Raw genomic sequence first — 19,202 nt, 5'->3', positions numbered from 1 at the left:
CTTACAGTACCCGTGTGAGCGAAGAAGAATTTTCCGACGAAGACGGCCCCCACGTTAAAGCAGTTCATGCGTGGAATAGGCCAGAGCGGCACGGTCAGAGCTCTTTTGAGTCCGAGGACAGTCCCTCAGTAATGCTGAGATTCAAACCGAGGCATTACGACCTATCGCAATATACGCTGGTCTACCAAAATCTTCAAGCTCTGGTTGTGCTGATTTTTGCCGATGCCAGAATGGTCAATTCCATGCGGTGGAGCCGCTACCGTTCAGCTAGAACAGGCCAGTTTACAAATCGCTACCCAAGCCAAAGAGGGTCAGCTGCTCGCCGCTTGACTAGGGCAAAGGTGCTCTCGGGTATACGAGTGGAAAAGGTCTCTCTAAATAGCCCAATGGATTTGGTCCTATCGGTCGATCCTCACATCATCTCCTTTGGAACGGGCTTAGTCTTGGCACGCCTCGGCCTCATCAGTAAGATGATCGATATCTGGACTTCCATCCAGAATGCCCGAGTGCAGAAAGCCGACGCCGACGAGCACGTCGCCCGCCAGAAATTGAAACGAAACGTCTGGGAGCTTCTTTCGAAGGAACTGGATGGGTTCGACGGAGATTACGAATCTCTTCCAGAGAATGATCCTCTCTCACTCATGGTGGATAAAGCAGCCCGCACGGTGATGCTCCTCGAAGGCGCCAGCCCCATCGGATCGACGAAATTAAAGGAAGGTGACAAGCATAAGAAGAAATGAAACGTCCCACCCCCGTCCCCGCAATAGACCGCTCCCTTAAACTGGACCTTCGCCCCATGTACCCGATTCGAGTCGATGCCTGTCGCCGTCCAAGGGCTGTGGGCCCCTATCAGGACCCACTGTCTTGCGACTCGAATGTCCCAGGCCTTCCCGAGCGCATGGACGCTTTGGGGCCCAACTGACGGAGGTAGAAAGAAGGCACAGCATCAGCTCTGGATGCCCCGGGTATCGGCTTCGCTTGACTCTTCCGGACCGCCTACCGCAACGATGACGGAGCCCTGATGGGGCTCGCAAGGGCCTAAGCCTAAATCTTCACACTCGTCCAGCTGCGGCCATGTGGCTGGCTCTGGTGAAAACTGCGGCCGGCCCTGCCGCAAGCTCCACGCCCCACCGCTCTTCGGCATGTTGCACCCCTCTTCGCCGCGAAGGGCAGTCGTCAGTAGCCGGTGCACATCTCGGGAAGGGCCGGACACCGCTCACGCAGTCGATTTTGCCCCCTGTCCCATCTGGGTCTGGCTACTGTGTCAATCGGGCTACCCACAACTCTGGAGGCAGATTCGAAGGCCCTGACGTCTCGCCGCGTCGACTGGACTCCGACGTGCGCCGCAAGCAACAGCGGGACTGGCGGCCCGAAACGTATCTGACCAGACGCTTACAGGAGCCGCCTGACTCAACGAGGCGCGGCAGCTCGGCGGGGTTTTAGGACGGTTGCCGGATTAGATCATTTATCGACAGCTTTTACAGCTGATCGCTGCCTGTGAGTTCGCCGCCTGCCTCTTCACCAATCGCGTCCACGACGGATTCGCTAGCAAGCGGCTCTTCCGACAGAAGTCTGCAGAAGTCGACACGCGAGCGTTCCTCTCCGAGCCCGCGCAACAGTGCTAGGAATGCCGGGTCGCCCACGAGGCGTGGAAAGTAGTCCGGCAGGCGTTTCTCGAGCCGCGCCAGTGAGGTACTGAATGCATCGCCCTCTTCCGGCGACCTGGTCGGAGGCGCAACGCCATGCCGCCTAAAGAGCTTGCTGCTAAGCGACCACCACGCATCATTCGCCAGAGGAAGGTCCAGCGCGCGGACCTTCACCTCGGCATAGTCCAAGAAACTTCCAATCGGATCCTCTTCCGATTCGACTGTAAGTAGCCACTCGTAAAATGGGGGATAGAGATTCTGGAGAATCACTGCAACCATCAACTGATGGTATCCTCCGGTTAGCTGACCCCAGGTCGAGTTGAACTGCGTCTCGAGAATGAAACTGTTAATCAGCCTCTTGATTCGTCTCGGATTCCGCCCCGTGCGGTCGACCAAGACCGCAGCGACGTTGTCATCGATGATCTCCGATGTTTGGGATTGTTCTGCATAACCACGTATCAGAGCCTGCACCTGTACCCTAGAAATTGGCCGCAAGCGATATACGACCTGAACGATCTTCTCTAGGTATACCCGGGCATCCCCCCCGCGATCGGAAGACGAGACCCCTTGGGCAACGACCGACAGGTCACAACCGATGACAAATACCAGACCTGGGGAATCAAGATAGAGCTTTACCGCTTCACAAACATTTACGATAGCCTCGTTGGAACACCTGTCGAGATCATCTATGAAGACAAGTAGCGTCTTCGCGCGCCCGTGCGCAGACGGCTTGCTTGACCACTCCGTGAGAATCTCTGTGATCGATATCCTAAGTTGATCACGGTGCTTGGGGTCGAAGTCAAGTTGTTTCCACAGTTCATCTATGAGTCGCGCCCCTCCTATGAAGCGGAAAAGCATCATCGACAGAACCCGGACTAGACCGACGACATGCCGCTGCTTCGCTAATTTGGCTGTCCACCGTCTGAGAAAATTCGGATCCAGTTGAAGAAGAACAGATTTGATGAGACTCTCCAGCGCATTATCTCCCACAGCTGTCCACGCGTTAAAGCGAACTATGTGCGTGTCCTCGTCGGGAGAAATGGCCGATTCGATCAGACGAAGGACCGTACTCTTCCCTAGCCCCCATCCACCGTCTACGGCTATGACAAGAGGCGAAGACGAACGGGATCGGTCAAGTACGGACGCAAGTGCCTTGGCACTCTCCGCAGAGTCGAGCAAGTCGTCCTTCGGATCGCTCACCGGCCTGTCGCCCAAGAGCACGAATGAATTCGAGAGGGCAAGCGCATTGCCGTGAGGTAGCCGCGTATCCTCGCGGCCGTCCGCTAGAGCTCCAGCTAGTGCGCCCTCCATCGCCCCAGACGCCTGAGCAGCCGCCCTAACAACCTCTCGGACAGAGATCTCGATGATCTCCTCAAATTCGCCCTCCCGCCATCTTCGCTTCAGGCTCTCGAGTTCCAGCATCAATTTACTTTCGCGATCTCTAATACTGGCTGCACTTTCGAAATCTTGATTGTCAATTGCAGCCTCCTTTTCAATTCTCACCAAATTGATTTTGTCTTGAATTTCGCGAATGGGCAAAGGAGTTGCGCGGGCGGACCGGGTCTCAGCACCGGCACTATCGACTAGACTGAAGGCACTTTCAGGAAGCCTCCTCTGCCGCAAAAACCGATGCGCTAATTTCACCGCACTGTACAGTGCGTCGTCCGTAATCGTGACCCGGTGAAATGTTTCGAGATCATCGCGTTTACTCTTTAGGTACTCGACTGCCACATCCTCTGACATCTCTTCCACCGATATAGGCTCGAGAACGCGCTGCATTACTTGATTCTTGCGAAGAATAGACTCATACTCTTCCGGCCCTGTTCCCCCTATAAGAGAGAGATCTCCGCTCTTAAGAAAGGAAGTAATCGTTGAAACAAGTTCCCTTGTCTCGGCGGTAGGGCCATCCTTCAGGATCAAGTGCAATTCATCAATGTACAGTACTACACCTGCGCTACCGGCTTCCTTCAGGATTGTGTTCAAGTTCTGGTATATCGAATCGCTTGACACCGCGCCCAACTCGCCCAAGTCAACGACATAAAGATGGCGCTTCTTAAGTTGGCCCGGGGCGTCACCGCGCACTATAGATTGCGCAAGGCCTTCAATGACAGCGTTCTTGCCGACCCCGGGCTCACCCACGAGGAGTGGAATATTTCTTGTGCGAAGAGACAGGACACGCATAACGCGTTCCATCTCGTCGTCACGGCCTATTGTGGGGTCGAGCTTGTTTTCCCATGCGGCACGGGTGAGGTTCGTGCCGAACTTCTCTAACATGATTAGGCCGCTGGGCGGCCCCTCGTTCTGAGACCCTCCATTCTCCCCATATAGGGAATCCCCGTCGTTGAAAAGGGCCAGAAGTTCCAGTACCCGTTCGCGAAGGACGTCAAGGTCGGTGCCCACTTTTCGGAGCACCTTGATAGCGCGGCCTTCCCCCTCGCTCAGGAGCCCCAGAAGCATGTGTTCGGTACCGATGTAGTTGTGCCCGAGTGCGAGCGCCTCGCGGAGAGATAGCTCCAGCGTTTTCTTGGCCCGCGGGCTAAATGGGATATGTCCAGTCGTTGGCTCCCGCTCACCGAGCCCGACCAGGTCGACGACTTCCGATCGAATCTCGTCGATCGACACGCCCTCAGAATCAAGCGCCTTAAAGGCCACCCCCTCCCCTGACGACAGCAGGCCCAAAAGGAGGTGTTCGGTTCCGATGTAGCTGTGGTTCAAAGTACTGGCCTCGTCCTGCGCCACAGCAACCACTCGCCGGGCACGACCGGTGAATCTCTCGAACATGTTCAGATGCTAACCGTCGCTGCGGCGCTAGAGCAGGAGCCCCTGGCAACTGGGCACGACGAAACCCGGACTGGTGCTCAACCCGGCGCCGCAATTGCGTCACCCGATTTGCCGCCACGCCTCCCCCCGCCACAATGGCATGCCCACGAACTCAGTCAACAGGGTGAACCTGGCGCGCGAAGCGCACTCTGCGGGGGCGATAGTCTCGCTGCGGTTCTCGAGGGCCAACCACTCGCCTCGAGCTCAACACGGTCGATACCACCTCGGGGCTTCGGCCTACCCGAGGCCCCGGAGGCGGCCGAAGGTGGCCCAGCCTTACTGTCCAGAACCCCGCACCAACGCTATGCGAGCGATCCTGCGAGGAACGCGCCAATTCAACATCGGAGGTGCCATGATTGCTCTAGCAGCCCGGATGTACGTGTCCATCGACCAGCCATTCGGATGCCGACCATTACCGCATCCCTTGGGGATTACTTTGATTGGGGGAGCTCACCGTGAGCACGGAGAACCAACACCCAGGCTCGGACGAAGCCCGGGTTCGCAAGGCAACCCGGCCCTTCTGGAAGAAGAAGCGCTTCATCATCCCGGCAGCCATCGTTGCCCTGTTCGTCGTCGCCGGCATAGCTGGCGGCGGCAACAAGACCGAGACCCCGGCAGCGGTTAGGTCGGCCACCGCCGCGCCCGGGGTGACCACGGCCGATGCGTCGTCGCCGTCGCCGACGCCGGTACCGGTCAAGACGACGCAGGCCCCGCCGCCGGCACCGCCGAAGCCGGCCGTCCCGGCCGAGTACATCGCGGCGCTCGCAAGCGCCGAGTCCTACTCGGAGAACATGCACATGAGCAAGGCCCGGATCTACGACCAGCTCACCTCCCAGTACGGGGAGAAGTTCTCGGCCAAGGCCGGCCAGTACGCCGTGGACAACCTGAAGGCTGACTACAAAGCCAACGCCCTGGAGACGGCCAAGACCTACCAGCAGCAGATGAACATGTCCCCGGCCCGGATCTATGACCAGCTCACGAGCGCGTACGGCGAGAAGTTCACAGCCGCCGAAGCACAGTACGCCGTCGACAACTTGGGCAAGTAGCACATGCGGACCAAACGCGCCGCTCTCGCGGCGCTCCTCATCCTAACGGCCCTTTCCGGCTGCGCTCAGGCACAGCCCGCCGGCACCTCCACCTCCACCTCCAAGGACTGGAGTACCTCCACCACCAACACGGAGACCGCGCCGCCCCTGACCAAGATCCAGCAGGCCCTGGCGGCCTGCAAGCTCAGCATGGGAACGGACTCCATCGGCGACAGCGGGCACACCGTGACGCTGCGGTGGGGCAAGGAGACGACGTTGACCTACGGCCCCCGGGAGCTGGACACCTCGGACGTGAAGTGCGTCCTTGACGCCACCGGGATGCCCTCCGCGTACTGGCAGCAGATCGGGCAGACCCGCGCCCTGGACGGCATGCAGCACGCGTCTTGGGGGCCGTACAAGGCGACCTGGACCTTTCACCCCGACGACGGGGCCAACCTGATCCTCACGGACAACCTCTAAGGAATCCTATGGAAAACTTCCAGCCAAAGAACTCGCTGGGGATGATCGTCTCCGGCGTCATCATGGCGTACCTCGTCGCGCCAATCGTTCTTGCCATCAACATCCCGATGCTCGGGTCGTACTCGAGGGGCCAGGGGGCGATGGTCGGGCTATTCTTCGGAATAGGCGTGGCCGTCGTCGGCATGATCTTCCTGATCGTCGGCCTGGTCCGGGTGCTCCGGACGATCGACTTCCTAGGCCGTAGGGCCGCCGCCAGCCAAGGGTCCTGGGTATGAGTGAGGACCGGATCAAGGTCGGGTAGGTCTTCTCCCTGAAGCACGGATACATGTGGTCTAGCCAGAACGCCTTCTGGCTCTAGTTCCTCCCTATGGCGCCGTGCTAGCTTGTGCCCTGCGTCACAGGGCGCTACTCCCGAGGCCCTCCTCCTGCCCACTATCTTCGGGCTGGATGGGGGCCTCGAGGTTCCTAAATGGCGGAAGGGGAGAAACTGCAGCTGGTAGCTATAGTCGCTGGGCTGTTCCTTTGTACGGGGGTGCTCCTGCTCATCCGTGAAGCTGCGCGCCGGGAGAACGGCGGGCTCATGGGGTCCGGCATGGTGGCTGCGGCCATCGTCTGCATGGTCTGCATGGGCATGCGGGTGTGGCCGTTTGCGCCCCTGCTCATTGTGGGCATCCCGCTCGTGATGATGGACCCGGGCCGTCTCCAGGAAGTCTGGCGGGGCCGGGTGAAGCTACGCAGGCGTGCGCGTGTAGAACGCGCCCAGGAGCTGAAGTATCCCACGTACATCCGCCGCTGGACCCCTGAGCGCAGAGACGCCGAGACGAGGGCGCACGGGGCCTACGACGACCTTTTCAATGCGCTGCTAGAGCAAGCGGGCTAGACGCTCTCCCGTCTTCGCTACTATGCAATCTCTGCCACCCCAGAGGCTGACGCCAGGCTCTCGATCGCGTCTGCAGGCTCCGCACCCGACGCCTCCTCCAGCTGCAACGAAAGTTCATAAGCGCGCACTTCTTCGAGAAGCGGCCACGTCCGCCACTCCTCTTTGGCTAGTTCCTCAATTTCGACTAGACGCTTACCAAGATCGTATGCAGCTTTGGTGTCGTCGAGAAGTGCTAGACGAGCCATCTTAAAGCGCGGAGCAAGCGCCTCCACTTGCCAAGCCTCCACTTCCCTACGGATGCTTACAGCTCCCGAAATCCGCTTCTTCGCTAGCCAGGCATTCACGCGCAGGATGATACGGTCCTGCTCTGAAGAGCAGTCTGGATGAGCGGACTGGGCAATATGCAATGCCGCACTCCACCTAGCTTGCGATAACAGGTCGTAGACAGCCTTTGAAATCATCGCATCCGCCGCGCCGGACTGTTCGTCCTTCAACAGCGCCTTCATGGTCCGGAACTGCAGGAGGACGCCAGCGACGGTTAGGTGATCAATGGCCGACTGGAGGTATTCGTACTCGACCACCAGCCTGCTCCCCACCTTCGGCTTGGGGGCAAGTGTCTTCATCTTAGTCAAGTAGAGGTTGTTCACTATGCCGCCGTTGTGGACAACGAGATGTCGCCGCTGAAAAACCTCCCTGAGCTGAACCGTGTCGGCTGCGATGCTGTCTATTGAGACGCCGCGAACCCGCTTCTCGAAGAACCCCATCCAGTCATCGAAGCCCCCTCGCAGGAGCCCCTCGGCATACCGCTCCGCACAGTAGGCACGAAAATCATCCAGTGTCTCGTGGTCTTCGATATCGGCCAGAGAATATCGAGTCTCATCGCTTCGAATAGCCGCAGGCCGCAGCCGAAGGAACTCCCGGACGATTGCACTCACCAGAACCTCGAAATTACCGACTGCGGTCGTGAGTAGCGAATCGAAAAGCATAGAGGCACGTTTGGGGCGAGCGCTTGCATTGATGTACGCCATCACACAGTGAACAGGGGCGTTCTTATGGGGAATCACCTCCTGAATCTTCCGGGTGAGCTCTCTAAAAGAGCGCTCCAGCTCTTCTTGCTCGAGTGTCTCGCCAGAGCCACCATTTTTCGCTTCGTCGAGTGCTGTGAAATGTCGGACAACAGTTTCCGCCGCAAGTGAAGACATTTCGAAGCCATGATCAGGAAACTTATTTTGTATCTCTTTTCGAACACCAGCTATGAGGTCATCCAGCGCGTGGACATGTTCGTTCGCGAAGTCTGCAAGCTCGATTACTGCGTCCATGGAATGGCGAAAGCTTGTCGCCACCCCTTGGAAAGGTTTCCGGGGCTTCGGCTTATCTTCTTCTTCGTGCTTTTCAGAGCTGTCCACATCCGAACTCTACAGATCCTTGAGTGACCCAGCCACCCCCCCCGAATCCCACGCCTCGCGGCGCCCGGTGAGGCGACTCAGGATGCGCGCGGGCGTTGAACCGCCGTGAAAATGGCCAGCATCTCGACCACGAACAGCGGTCGCAGGAACGACTCGACCAACCCAGTGCTCACTTCAGCTAGCACCGGGCACTTCCGGACATGTGGCCGGGCCTCGCCGCGCCACGCGCGGGAGGTGCTCGGTTGAGGGGTATTTAGTTAGAAGGCTGCGAACTCAGCGGTGTCGGCCGTTGAAGCAAGACGTACGACAGCGGCGACGGGCTGGCGCCCTCTGCCGACCACGGGGACTCGGCATCAAGGCCCCATGGTTGGACCTCTTGAAACGAACTGGTCGGGCACCACGCTGGCGCGCATGCCCGACCAGTGACCCAGCTGCCCACCCCCCCTCTTGCCCTAACTCTCCTGCTAGCCGATCCGGCACTTGGCGCTTCAAGATCCCTGAATCCACGGGCGACCAGCGGGCGTGCCGGGCTCCGGTAGGATGGCGCTCCAGGAATTAGAGGGGACAAGATCGGGGGGACATGGGGAGGCCCAAAGCACGGTACCCGCGCTACTGCATGCAGTGCAGGAGCACGCATCCGCAGCGGCGGTCGGAGTGGAAGCTGCACAAGGCTCGAGGCTTGTGCGACACCCACTACCGGGCATGGAGGCGGACTCTGCCGAAGTGCAGGCACGAGGGGTGTCAGGTTCGGCTGGGGGTGAGGGCCAAGGACTCCCGTCAGGGCTACTGCCGTCGGCATGACCACCTCCTGCTGAAGGAGCCCCACCGGACACCGGATGCCATCGAGAAGACCCAGAACAAGTTCGTCGCCCAGATCGTGGGCGACGCCGTGAACGGCTGCTGGGTGTGGGCGGGCCGGGCCAACGGGAGGTATCCGCTCATCAACGTGGGCAACCATGAGTGGCTGGCCCACCGCTACAGCTATGGCGCCTTCATCGGGGGCCACGAGCCGGGCCTGACCCTCGATCACGTCTGCCGCAACCCGCTGTGCGTGCGGCCGGACCATCTCATGCCCATGACCCTGCTCAGCAACACCCGCAAGGAGCACGACGGCAAGGACTGGACGCGGGACGAGATTGCTAGCGCGCTGCTGCTGGTGCCTGAGATGTCACCTCAGGTGACCCTCTGGGCCATGATGAAGCGCTTGCCGATCGGACGCGCCCGGCCAGGGGAATCGTTCGAGTTCGGGCTGGACGGTCAGCCCGTCAAGCGCTACTTCGGCCCCCCTGCCTACCCTTCGGTCCAGGAGCTCGCCCGGGCTGGAGGCCCGAGCCGATCCTGACTCCGCCGGCCCAATCCTCTGGAACCCGTACGCCAATCAGCTTGCTATGACGACCGGGCGGGAACGTTCGCGCGCAAGGGGTACCTCCCCCTCCCCCTGAGGTGGCAGCTCTCTCCGCGAGCCTCTGGGTCCACGTTGCCCCCTCCCATCAAACGACCGTTTATCGGGAACCGCAGGGCGCCCTAGGGAGGGGCGCCCAAGCCGGTTTGAGCCTCTCTATTGACTCTCATTTGTCGTTCCCATAATCTAATTCCCATCAACTCTGAACTAGCACGTTTAGTGAGAATGTGGGGTAGGGCCGTGGCTCTCATTGGCTACATGCGCGTTTCCACCGAGGATCAGAAGACCGATGGCCAGAGGGACGCACTCGTGGCGGCGGGCGTCAGGGACGACGCCCAGCACCTGTTCACGGATCACGGCGTCAGCGGCAAGACCGCCAGCCGCCCTGGACTCGATGCGTGCCTAGCTGCTCTCCGGCATGGGGACACGCTCGTCATCGCCAAGCTGGACCGGCTCGGCCGGTCCCTTGGAAACCTCATCGGCTTGTTCGAGGAACTGGGGGCTCGGGGCGTGGGTGTCCGGGTGCTGGACAACCCCATGCTGAGTACGGACGGCAACGCCGCCCAGGCGAAGCTCATGCTGGGCATCTTCGGTGCACTGGCTGAGTATGAGCGCTCTCTGATCGTGGAGCGTACGAACGTCGGCCTTGCCGCCGCTCGAGCTCGCGGCAGGAACGGCGGGCGTCCTCGTGTGGTGGCTGACGATCCGCGCGTGGTCCGAGCGAAGGAGCTGCACGCGGCTGGACACCTCACGCCGACAGAGATCGCGAAGACGCTGGGGGTGGGCGTGAGCACGCTCTACCGCTGGCTGGCGAAGACCCCAGCCACGGACCAGTAGACCGACTGCTGCGAACTCCGCGGTGTTCCCTCACCGCTCGGGGTTCTCCACTGGCAATCGGCCGCGAGCAGCTGTATGGCCATGCGATTGCCCCTCAGAAGCCGCACGAGGCTCGCTGGCCGCCTTGGGGGGCGGGCGGGCCTCTTTATTTTGAGTCGTCATTCAAAGCCCTCAGAGAGGCGCACAAGGCGTTTAGTCCTTCCCTCTAGGGCGGCCCTTTCCAGCACTCGTCTCATCGAAATGATCCCGGAGAAGGGATGTCAGCTCGCCGGGTGCATGCGAGCCGATTTCGTAGCTCAATGCGTAGACCCCATCAGCCCTCCGTGCGAGGTTGAAGCCCATCACACTGACCAGCGTGGTGGAGTCATCCTCCTGCAACTCGGACAGTTGCTCATCTACAGGCCCGAGGAGCTGGAACAACTCCTCCAGGCCGTCGCCGCGCTCGTTGGCGAGCCTCACGTGGACGGTGCTCGGGTCGAACATACGCGAGGAGCCTCCCCGCGATGGTAGAAGCACGACGTCGAGACGGGCCCGCACAAAATCCCTGCGTTCGTCTATGCTCCAGCGGTTCCAAGCAGCGAGCGTGCGCTCAAGGGTCTCTCTCCGCAGCGAGTAGCGCCCCTCCTGCAGGCGTGAGCCCGCTTGCCGTTCAGCCTCGGCCATCCGGCGCTGCAGATCCTCGCGCTGCCCCGTGAGGGCGGCGTTCACTCTTGCTATCTGCTCGGGCAGGATCGCTCCAGAGGCGATCTGCTCGGCTATAGCGTTACTCCGAGCGTCGAGAGCCAAGGCTTCGGCCTCCAGCTCAAGGCCCTCAGCGGGATCCGCGGTGTCGACTCCGCCTGCGTCGATGAGGGAGAGAACCAGGAGCGCATACTGCTCGACGTGTGGGTCAACGTAGGCAATGCGCTTGCCGACGTGTCCTCCTCCCCGCGCAGGACACCGATACGTTGGCAGGAGCCTCCCCGAGCGGTCGCTGACTGTGCCTGATCGCACGGCCCGTCCGCAGTGGCAACGAGCGATCCCCGACAGCAGGTGCCTGGCCTTATTCGACTGGGAGCGCCTGCGTCTGGGATCAGTGAGAACTGCCACCACTGCGCGGTATTGGGCCTCAGAGACGAGAGCAGGCGCCTCCAGGCGACCAATCTCCTCATTGTGATAGGTGGCGATGCCGGCGTTGCGGGGCCGGAGGAGCATCTGCCGCAACTGTGCGTAGCCCCAGGGCTTGCCCGCAGTCGTGAGAATGCCGCGTTCGTTGAGGCTGGTGACGAGAGAGCCTAGCGACCGTCCCCGGATGACCGCTGCCGTCGCTTCGCGCACGACAGCGGCCTCATCGTCCTTGAGGATCAGCGCGCCGCCGTTGACTTCCCACCCGAAAGGGCGCGTACCACCCGTCCATTTCCCCGAGCGGGCCAGTTCTTCCATCTTGCGGCGCGCGCGTTCCGCCTTTCGCTCCGACTCGTGTCGGGCGACAGCCCCGCTGATCCGCGCCCTGAGCCTGCCGTCAGCCGTGTTCAGGTCAAGCTCGCCTGCCTGTACGGTGAGAGTCAAGACCCGCGCCCGAGCGTCGCCTCCTGTCGCTGAAATCCACTGCTCAAGCTCCACGGGGCTGCGATGCAAGCGATCCGTGTGCCAACAGATGACGGCCTCAACCTCGGAGAGCCTCGCCAGCATGGCCGCGTAGCCCGGCCGCGTCTTCGAGCTGTAGGCACTGACGTCGTTGTCCGTGAAGACCTCCACTACCTCGAAGCCACGTAGGGAAGCCAGAGCCTCGCAGTCCTGGCGTTGCCGGGCGACGCCCAGGCCCGCATGCTCGCGGTCCTGGGAAATCCGACAGTAGATGAAGGCCCTTGCTCCCATGCGAGCAGAGTAACCCGATCGCGCGTGAGCCGGCCAGCGGGAGCCCGGAATTGAGGGCGATCAGCATGTCGAGGCTCTCGGCCTCGCGGACCTCGCCGACGACGAGCCTGTCCGGCCGCATCCGCAGGGCCTCTTTGACGAGTCGGCGGAGCGGGATCTCACCCGTTCCCTCGAGGTTGGGCTGGCGACACTGGAGGCCGACGACGTCGCGCAGTGGGAACTGCAGCTCGAAGATCTCCTCGACCGTGACCACCCGTTCGCGCGAGCCGATCGCGGCGCCGAGGCAGTTGAGCATGGTCGTCTTGCCCGCCTGGGTGGCGCCCGAGACGAGGATGTTCAGGCCGCCTGCGACGGCGGCCTGGAGGAACCTGGAGGCCTGGTGGCTGAGCGAGCCGAGCTCGACGAGGTGTTCCAAGCGGCTCGCCTTCACGACGAACTTGCGGATGTTCACCGCCCAGTGGCGCCTGGTCACGTCCGGGATGACGACGTGCAGGCGTGAGCCGTCGGGCAGCGCCGCATCGACGAACGGGCTGGAGAGGTCGAGGCGCCGGCCCGAGGACTTGAGCATCCGTTCGACGAGATCGCGCACCTCCTGCTCGGTGAGGGTGACGCCCGTCAGCTCGGACTCCCCGTCCCGGGCCACGTAGACCTCGTGCGGGGCGTTGAGCCAGATCTCCTCGATGGTGGGGTCATCCAAGAATGGCTGCAGGGGGCCGAAGCCGGCGACCGCGTCGAAGAGCCTCCTCCTCGCGGCGTCGAGCGGGCCGAGCGGCGGTACGGCGCCGAGGAGTGCGCGCTCGTCGTAGTCCACCACGGCGGCGTCGACGAGTCGCCGGACTTCCCCTGCCTCCCGCAGCGGATCGAGGCCGCGGAGCCTGATGAGCTCCCTGACCTCGCCTTCGACCATGCGCAGAGCATCCACAGACTTCCCCCCCGGGTGCGCCCTTCGCGCCGGGCCCCTACCCGGCAGCAGCCTCAGCCTAACGGATCCTGTAAACCCCCGTCCGGGGAAGAGCGAGCCCTGTGGACAACTCCCCGGTCACCGGGCGTCGCCGTCGTCGCCCTCGGCCAGCGGGTGGGCGCGGAGGCGCTCGGTCCATGGGGAGGGCACGAAGCCGGTGGTCTGGATCTTGGCCAGGTCCAGGGTCGAGCGGAGGGGCCGCGGGGCGGCGGACCTGCCGGCGAAGTACTCGGCAGTGCTCACGCGCCCCACATGCGCGGGGTCGCGGCCGACGGCGGCGAAGACGTCCGCGGCGACGTCGGCCCAACTGGCGTCCTCGCCCGCACCGGTCAGGTTGTACGTCCCGTAGGGGACGTTCCCTTCGAGCAGGTGGCGGATTCCGGCCGCGATGTCCGCGGTGAACGTGGGGCGTCCGATCTGGTCGTCCACCACCGCGGGCTCCACTCCCCTGCGGGCGAGGTCCGCCATGGTGGCCACAAAGTTGCGGCCTTCACCGATGACCCACGAGGTCCGCACGATGTAGTGCCGTGGCACCACCGACACCACGGCGTCGCCGGCGGCCTTGGTCTGGCCGTAGACGCCGAGCGGGGAGAACGGCTCCTCCTCGGTGTGGACGGCTTCGGCGCCGTCGAAGACGTAGTCGCTGGAGACGTGGACGAGCGTGAGCCTGTGCTCGACCGCGATCCGGGCGAGCTGCGCGACAGCGGCGACGTTGACGGCCCACGCCGCGCGGCGCCCCTCGGGGGTCTCGGCGGCGTCGACCGCGGTGTAGGCGGCGGCGTTGATGACCGCCGCGTAGCCCTTCCAGTTGCGTGCGTCGAAGGAGGCAGGGTCGGCGAGGTCGAACTCGCGGCGGGAGGCGAACTCGACGTGCGCGGCGCCGTCGTACGCCGCGCGCAGCGCCCGTCCGAGCTGTCCGTCGGCGCCCAGGACGAGGATCTTCCGCGGCCGCATCGGGGTGACGTCGGCCAGGCGCGGATGTCCGCGGTCCTTCTCCGACAGCTCGGCCTGCTCCAGCGGGATCGGCCACGGGACCGCGGCGGTCTCGTCGGCGAGGTTGAGGAAGGTGTACTCCCCCTGCGCCGCGGCGGACCAGTGGTCGTTGACGAGGTAGGTGTACGCCGTGGAGTCCTCGAGCGTCTGGAAGGCGTTGCCGACCCCGCGCGGGATGAAGATCGCCGTGGACGGGTCGAGCTCGGCGGTGAAGACGGTCCCGAAGGAGGGCCCCTCGCGCAGGTCCACCCACGCGCCGAAGACCCGCCCGGCGGCCACCGAGACGAACTTGTCCCACGGCTCGGCGTGGATCCCGCGGGTGGTGCCGGCCTTGGCGTTGAAGGAGATGTTGTTCTGGACCGGGCCGAAGTCGGGAAGCCCGAGCGCCGCCATCTTCTCGCGCTGCCAGTTCTCCTTGAACCATCCGCGGTTGTCTCCGTGGACGGGGAGGTCGATGAGCAGGACCCCGGGGATGGGCGTCTCCCGGGCGGCGAGCGGACGGGAGAACTGGATACTGTGCTGGGCGTCGCTCACTGTCCCTGCTCCTGGTACCCGGCCTCGGTGGCCGCCTTCTGCGGCCGCCACCAGGCCTCGTGGTCGCGGTACCACTGGATCGTGGCCGCCAGGCCCGTCTCGAAGTCGCCGAAACGGGGCCTCCAGCCCAGCTCGGTGCGCAGCTTCGTCGAGTCGATGGCATAGCGCAGGTCGTGCCCGGGACGGTCGAGGACCTGGTCGTAGGCGTCCGGGGAGTGCCCCATCTCCTTCAGGATCAGCTCCACCACGCTCCTGTTGTCCTTCTCCCCGTCTGCCCCGATGAGGTAGGTCTGGCCGATCCGGCCCTTCTCGAGGATGGCCAGGACCGCGGAGGAGTGGTCGTCGGCGTGGATCCAGTCCCGCACGTTCCGGCCCTCGCCGTAGAGCTTGGGCCGCACGCCGTCGAGGACGTTGGTGATCTGGCGCGGGATGAACTTCTCGACATGCTGGTACGGGCCGTAGTTGTTCGAGCAGTTGCTGATCGTCGCCTGCAGCCCGAAGGAGCGCACCCACGCGCGCACGAGCAGGTCCGAGCTGGCCTTCGTGGAGGAGTACGGGCTCGAGGGGTTGTAGGGCGTCTGCTCGGTGAACCGCTCCGGATCGTCCAGCTCGAGGTCGCCGTACACCTCGTCAGTGGAGATGTGGTGGAACCGCGTGCCATGCCGCCGCGCCGCCTCGATCAGCGTATAGGTGCCGACGATGTTCGTCTCCAGGAACGGCCTGGGGTCGTGGAGCGAATTGTCATTGTGGCTCTCCGCCGCGTAATGGACGACGGCGTCGGCCGACTCGACGAGCCCGTCCACCAGGCGCGCATCCGCGATGTCGCCCTTGACGAAGCGGAACCGTGCACTCGGCAGGCCCCTGATGGAATCCAGGTTCCCCGCATACGTGAGCTTGTCCAACACCATCACGTCATGATCTGTGTGCTGCAGAACGTAGTGGACGAAGTTCGAGCCGATAAAACCGGCCCCCCCAGTGACGAGCAATCGCATGAAATGAATCTAACGGCTGGGAAACTTTCGCGGGAACCGACATGATGGCCAAATGAAGGGAATCATCCTGGCCGGGGGAACAGGGTCCAGACTCCACCCCATCACGCTCGGCGTCAGCAAGCAGCTTGTCCCCGTCTACGACAAGCCCATGGTCTACTACCCGCTCTCCACCCTCCTGCTGGCGGGGATCCGGGACATCCTCGTCATCACCACCCCGGACGACGCCGCGCACTTCCGCCGCCTCCTCGGCGACGGGGCCGACTTCGGGATCTCGATCAGCTACGTCCAGCAGCCCTCCCCCGACGGCCTCGCCCAGGCCTTCCTGCTCGGCGAGGACCACATCGGCAACGACACGGTCGCCCTCGTGCTCGGCGACAACATCTTCTACGGCCCCGGCATGGGCACCCAGCTGCGCCGCCACCAGGACATCGACGGCGCCGCGGTCTTCGGCTACTGGGTGAAGGACCCGGGCGCCTACGGCGTCGTGGAGTTCGACGAGGCCGGGCGCGCCGTCTCCCTCGAGGAGAAGCCGGCCAACCCCAAGAGCAACTATGCCGTGCCGGGACTGTACTTCTATGACAACGACGTCGTCGCCATCGCCAAGTCCCTCAAGCCCTCCGCCCGCGGCGAGCTCGAGATCACCGATGTGAACCGCACCTACCTCGAAGCCGGAACCCTGCAGGTCGAGGTCCTGCCCCGCGGTACCGCGTGGCTGGACACCGGGACGTTCGCCGACCTCAACGACGCCTCCAACTTCATCCGCACCATCGAGAACCGGCAGGGCCTCAAGATCGGCGCCCCCGAGGAGATCGCCTGGCGCCAGGGCTTCCTCACCGACGACGAACTCCGCGCCCGCGCCTCCAAGCTCGCGAAGAGCGGCTACGGCGCCTACCTCCTCGGCCTCCTGGACGGCTGACGCCGGACTGGAGCCGAGGCGACCGGGACCGGCCCACGAGCGCAGAATTATCTGCACTATCATTATTCACACTGGTCACGCAATTCACTTCAACCACATGTGTGTTAGGCTCGCCGAGCGCCCCGGAGTCTTGGGCTCCTGAAGCTCTTGGAGATACGTCATGCTGCACACGTTCTGGACCACCCGCCGGAACCGGGTCCTTCCCGCCACGGCCATCAGCGCAGTTCTCGCCGTCGGGTTCCTCCTCGGCCCGCTCCAGGCGGCCGGCGCCGACAACGCGCAGCCGACCTCGCCTGCCGCCCCCGGCCCGACGTCCACTGCGCCGGCCCCGGGTGCCAAGGCCCCGAGCGCGCCGACGCCCGGGCCGGCCGTGAACCCCTCGGCGCCGCCGTCGGTCATCCCCAGCCCGGCGTCGTCGTCCGCGCCGCCCACCAAGCCCGGTACCCGCGATCCCCACGATGCGGGCGAGGATCCCTCAGCCAGGGCCGCCATGCGCAGCCTTATCGGCCCCGGGGCCAAGATGGGCCAGGCGAACCCCCAGTCGAAGAACAAGGGCGGGAACGACGCCCGCGGCATGGCCGTCCCGGGCCTCCTCCCCGGAGCGTGGCAGCCCTCATGGGGCATCTCCGGCGTCGACGTGAGCGCCTACCAGACGAGCCTCGACTGGGGCAGCATGTACAGCCAGGGCGTCCGGTTCGCCTACGTGAAGGCGTCGGAGGGCAACTACTACACCAACAGCCTGTTCTCCTCGCAGTACTTCGGTTCCCAGAGCGCCGGCATGATCCGCGGCGCCTACCACTTCGCCATCCCGAACTGGTCCTCCGGCGCCGACCAGGCCAGGTACTTCGTCAGCAACGGCGGCGGGTGGACCCCGGACGGCATCACGCTGCCGCCGGTGCTCGACATCGAGTACAACCCCTACGCGGGGCAGACCATCAACGGCGTCTACATGGGCAACACGTGCTACAGCATGAGCCCCGCCCAGATGGTCGGATGGATCAACGACTTCTCGAACACCGTGCTCAGCCTCACCGGCCGCCGGCCCATGGTCTACTCCACGAGCGACTGGTGGGGCTCGTGCACGGGCAACTCAGGGGCGTTCTCGAACAACCCGCTCTGGATCGCGGCCTACAACACTTCCGGCCCGGGCGTGCTGCCCGCGAGCTGGGGCAACTTCAGCGTCTGGCAGTACAGCTCGGGCGGCCCGTTCCCGGGAGACTCCAACGTCTGGAACGGCGACTACTCGGGGCTCAAGCGGTTCGCGACCTACGGCGACGCGGATCCGAGCGCGTCGATGGGCGCGGCGGCCAGCGTCTACACGGGCCTGGGCGGCCAGACGTCCGGGATCGCGTGCGGGCTGAAGAACGGCGGCTGCTACCAGTTCTTCCAGAACGGGGCGCTCAACTGGAGCTCCGCCACCGGAGCACGCCCCACGTACTACGGAGCAATCCGCACGGCCTGGGCCAACAGCGGTTACGAGAACGGCGCCCTCGGCTATCCCACCACTGACCAGACCTGCGGGCAGCTCAACGGCGGCTGCTACCAGATGTTCCAGGGCGGAGCCGTCAGCTATAGTCCCGCCACCGGCGCCCAGCTGAGCCTCTATGGCCCGATCCGCGATGCCTGGGGGGCGAACGGGTTCGAGCGGGGCATCCTCGGATACCCCACCACCGGCAAGGTCTGCGGCCAGGTCAACGGCGGCTGCTACCAGATGTTCCAAGGCGGCGGCATCAACTGGACGTCCGCAACCGGGGCGCAGCTGAGTATCTACGGCCCGATCCGCGACGCCTGGGGCGCCAGCGGCTTCGAGAACGGAGCGCTCGGCTATCCCACCAGCGGCAAGATCTGCGGCCAGGTCAACGGCGGCTGCTACCAGATGTTCCAGGGCGGCGGCATCAACTACAGCCCCGCCACCGGAGCCCAGCTGAGCCTCTACGGCCCGATCCGCAATGCCTGGGGAGCCAACGGCTTCGAGAACGGCGTGCTCGGCTACCCCACGACCGGCAAGATCTGCGGCCAGGTCAACGGCGGCTGCTACCAGATGTTCCAGGGCGGCGGCATCAACTACAGCCCCGCCACCGGAGCCCAGCTGAGCACGTGGGGTGCGATCCGGAACGCGTGGGCCGCGAACGGCTTCCAGGACGGCCGCATGGGCTACCCCACCTCGAGCGGCGACACGTGCGGCCTCGTCAGGGGCGGCTGCTACCAGATGTTCCAGGGCGGCGGCATCGTCTGGAGCCCCGCCACCGGCGCCCAGTTGAGCACGTGGGGCGCGATCCGGAACGCGTGGGCGAACCTCGGCTTCGAGAACAGCCGGCTGGGGTACCCCACGACCTCCGAGATCTGCTCGTCGTCGAGCTCGTGCTACCAGAAGTACCAGGGCGGGACGATCACGTGGACGGCGACCGGAGGGACCGTCGTCGCGTACTCCTGAGCGGGTAGGCTGGTCGGTG

Annotated in this window: 14 protein-coding genes and 1 pseudogene; 9 read left to right on the top strand and 6 right to left on the bottom strand. The window is 63.8% G+C overall.

The features are described from left to right. Positions 1-14: 14 nt before the first annotated feature. A complete protein-coding gene (locus J2W21_RS14990) occupies positions 15-740 on the top strand; it encodes a hypothetical protein (protein ID WP_307115308.1) in 726 nt (241 codons plus the stop codon). 738 nt (positions 741-1,478) lie between these two features. Here the strand turns inward: J2W21_RS14990 and J2W21_RS14985 are convergent. Further along, positions 1,479-4,427 (bottom strand): P-loop NTPase fold protein, encoded by a 2,949-nt coding sequence (locus J2W21_RS14985; RefSeq protein ID WP_307115307.1) that lies wholly within the window; start codon positions 4,425-4,427, stop codon positions 1,479-1,481. A gap of 494 nt (positions 4,428-4,921) precedes the next feature. Here J2W21_RS14985 and J2W21_RS14980 point away from each other — a divergent pair, with 494 nt between their 5' ends. The 4 genes from J2W21_RS14980 (at position 4,922) to J2W21_RS14965 (ending at position 6,851) form a co-directional block, all read left to right on the top strand. Then, the gene (locus J2W21_RS14980) at positions 4,922-5,512 is read left to right on the top strand and encodes an Ltp family lipoprotein (RefSeq protein WP_307115306.1); all 591 of its coding nucleotides are present in this window, start codon (positions 4,922-4,924) and stop codon (positions 5,510-5,512) included. A gap of 3 nt (positions 5,513-5,515) precedes the next feature. Continuing rightward, a complete protein-coding gene (locus J2W21_RS14975) occupies positions 5,516-5,971 on the top strand; it encodes a hypothetical protein (protein ID WP_307115305.1) in 456 nt (151 codons plus the stop codon). An 8-nt stretch (positions 5,972-5,979) separates the two neighbouring features. Beyond that, complete coding sequence (locus J2W21_RS14970; RefSeq protein WP_307115304.1) at positions 5,980-6,246, top strand: hypothetical protein; 267 nt, start codon at positions 5,980-5,982, stop codon at positions 6,244-6,246. Positions 6,247-6,503: 257 nt separating this feature from the next. Beyond that, positions 6,504-6,851, top strand: coding sequence for a hypothetical protein (locus J2W21_RS14965; RefSeq protein WP_307115303.1), 348 nt, complete (start codon positions 6,504-6,506; stop codon positions 6,849-6,851). Between the two features lie 20 nt (positions 6,852-6,871). Here the strand turns inward: J2W21_RS14965 and J2W21_RS14960 are convergent, their stop codons facing one another. Beyond that, positions 6,872-8,257 carry a hypothetical protein gene (locus J2W21_RS14960; RefSeq protein WP_307115302.1) on the bottom strand — a complete coding sequence of 462 codons (1,386 nt, stop codon included), beginning with the start codon at positions 8,255-8,257 and terminating at the stop codon, positions 6,872-6,874. 757 nt (positions 8,258-9,014) lie between these two features. Between J2W21_RS14960 and J2W21_RS14955 the strand changes: the two genes are divergently transcribed. Both J2W21_RS14955 and J2W21_RS14950 read left to right on the top strand, forming a co-directional pair. Next, entirely contained in the window at positions 9,015-9,599 is a 585-nt protein-coding gene (locus J2W21_RS14955; RefSeq protein WP_307115301.1) for an HNH endonuclease, read from the top strand. A gap of 318 nt (positions 9,600-9,917) precedes the next feature. Then, complete coding sequence (locus tag J2W21_RS14950; protein ID WP_307115300.1) at positions 9,918-10,496, top strand: recombinase family protein; 579 nt, start codon at positions 9,918-9,920, stop codon at positions 10,494-10,496. Between the two features lie 192 nt (positions 10,497-10,688). On the opposite strand, the gene J2W21_RS14945 is transcribed toward J2W21_RS14950, so the two are convergent. The 4 genes and pseudogenes from J2W21_RS14945 to rfbB all read right to left on the bottom strand — a co-directional run bounded on the left by J2W21_RS14945 (position 10,689) and on the right by rfbB (position 15,833). Next, positions 10,689-12,353 carry a recombinase family protein gene (locus J2W21_RS14945; protein ID WP_307115299.1) on the bottom strand — a complete coding sequence of 555 codons (1,665 nt, stop codon included), beginning with the start codon at positions 12,351-12,353 and terminating at the stop codon, positions 10,689-10,691. 37 nt (positions 12,354-12,390) lie between these two features. Further along, positions 12,391-13,275, bottom strand: a pseudogene (locus J2W21_RS14940) (CpaF family protein); the annotation flags it as partial. 117 nt (positions 13,276-13,392) lie between these two features. Continuing rightward, the gene (locus tag J2W21_RS14935; protein ID WP_307115298.1) at positions 13,393-14,841 is read right to left on the bottom strand and encodes a bifunctional dTDP-4-dehydrorhamnose 3,5-epimerase family protein/NAD(P)-dependent oxidoreductase; all 1,449 of its coding nucleotides are present in this window, start codon (positions 14,839-14,841) and stop codon (positions 13,393-13,395) included. After that, positions 14,838-15,833: a dTDP-glucose 4,6-dehydratase gene (gene rfbB / locus J2W21_RS14930; RefSeq protein ID WP_307115297.1), complete on the bottom strand. Its 996-nt coding sequence runs from the start codon at positions 15,831-15,833 to the stop codon at positions 14,838-14,840. Before rfbB ends, J2W21_RS14935 begins: the two co-directional genes overlap by 4 nt. 52 nt (positions 15,834-15,885) lie before the next feature. Here rfbB and rfbA point away from each other — a divergent pair, with 52 nt between their 5' ends. After that, on the top strand, positions 15,886-16,749 hold the full coding sequence (rfbA, locus tag J2W21_RS14925; protein ID WP_307115296.1) for a glucose-1-phosphate thymidylyltransferase RfbA: 864 nt from the start codon (positions 15,886-15,888) through the stop codon (positions 16,747-16,749). Between the two features lie 160 nt (positions 16,750-16,909). Continuing rightward, positions 16,910-19,183: a GH25 family lysozyme gene (locus tag J2W21_RS14920; RefSeq protein WP_307115295.1), complete on the top strand. Its 2,274-nt coding sequence runs from the start codon at positions 16,910-16,912 to the stop codon at positions 19,181-19,183. Positions 19,184-19,202 lie beyond the last annotated feature (19 nt).

Origin of the sequence: Sinomonas atrocyanea, assembly GCF_030811715.1 — a bacterium.
In the GTDB taxonomy this organism is placed as follows: domain Bacteria; phylum Actinomycetota; class Actinomycetes; order Actinomycetales; family Micrococcaceae; genus Sinomonas; species Sinomonas atrocyanea_A.
This window is presented reverse-complemented; position numbering and strand designations above follow the sequence as displayed.

Coding starts and splice junctions, on each gene's coding strand:
- J2W21_RS14985 (WP_307115307.1), bottom strand. CDS start 4,427: ATGTTCGAGAGATTCACCGGTCGTGCCCGGCGAGTGGTTGCTGTGGCG.
- J2W21_RS14950 (WP_307115300.1), top strand. CDS start 9,918: ATGCGCGTTTCCACCGAGGATCAGAAGACCGATGGCCAGAGGGACGCA.
- J2W21_RS14945 (WP_307115299.1), bottom strand. CDS start 12,353: ATGGGAGCAAGGGCCTTCATCTACTGTCGGATTTCCCAGGACCGCGAG.
- J2W21_RS14975 (WP_307115305.1), top strand. CDS start 5,516: ATGCGGACCAAACGCGCCGCTCTCGCGGCGCTCCTCATCCTAACGGCC.
- rfbB (WP_307115297.1), bottom strand. CDS start 15,833: ATGCGATTGCTCGTCACTGGGGGGGCCGGTTTTATCGGCTCGAACTTC.
- J2W21_RS14920 (WP_307115295.1), top strand. CDS start 16,910: ATGCTGCACACGTTCTGGACCACCCGCCGGAACCGGGTCCTTCCCGCC.
- rfbA (WP_307115296.1), top strand. CDS start 15,886: ATGAAGGGAATCATCCTGGCCGGGGGAACAGGGTCCAGACTCCACCCC.
- J2W21_RS14970 (WP_307115304.1), top strand. CDS start 5,980: ATGGAAAACTTCCAGCCAAAGAACTCGCTGGGGATGATCGTCTCCGGC.